This is a genomic window from [Clostridium] symbiosum ATCC 14940, assembly GCF_000466485.1.
Taxonomy (GTDB): domain Bacteria; phylum Bacillota; class Clostridia; order Lachnospirales; family Lachnospiraceae; genus Otoolea; species Otoolea symbiosa.
This window is the reverse complement of record NZ_KE992812.1, coordinates 1-568: the sequence shown is the minus strand read 5'-3', so window position 1 is coordinate 568 and position 568 is coordinate 1. Positions and strand designations below refer to the sequence as shown.

General features: G+C 54.9%; 1 protein-coding gene. It reads right to left on the bottom strand.

From position 1 onward, the window contains the following. A partial coding sequence (locus CLOSYM_RS22935) for a substrate-binding domain-containing protein (RefSeq protein WP_021640850.1) occupies positions 1 to 568 on the bottom strand: 568 nt, incomplete at both ends.

The following is a 568-nucleotide window of genomic DNA, read 5'->3' as shown; positions in this document are numbered from 1 at the left end:
GCCGGTGAGTCAACATAGACAATTTTCACGCCTGCTGCCTCAGCCTCTTTTAATGCAGAGGAGATGGCATCCGGGCCGTTTGCCGCAACCATGATTGCGTTGTAGCCGCCTGCCACTGCGTTGTTCACACACTCAATCTGCTGTGCGTCGTCCTTGGTGTTCGGGGACATGAATGTAACGGTAACGCCGAGTTCTGCCGCCTTAGCCTGTGCGCCTTCATTCAGGGTTACCCAGTGCTGGTCGATGGAATCCATTGTGATCAGAGCGATTTTCCACTCCTTGCTTGCTTTCGCCGGAGCTGCTGCCGCTGCGCCTGCTGCTCCCGCCGTCAGCACGGATACGCCTGTATCAGTTACTTTTCCGCCAAGGCTCTCGCCGCCTATAGCCGCTACCGCTGCTTTAACGCCTTCATATCCCATAACGTCCGGGTTCTGTGCCATTGTGCAGAGTAAATATCCGTCGTCGATTAAGCCCATGATGGCATCGGATTTATCGAAGCCCACGCCGATGATGCCTTCTTTTCCGGAAGCTTTGATGGCATTTCCCGCTCCTGTTGTGGAACCTTCGT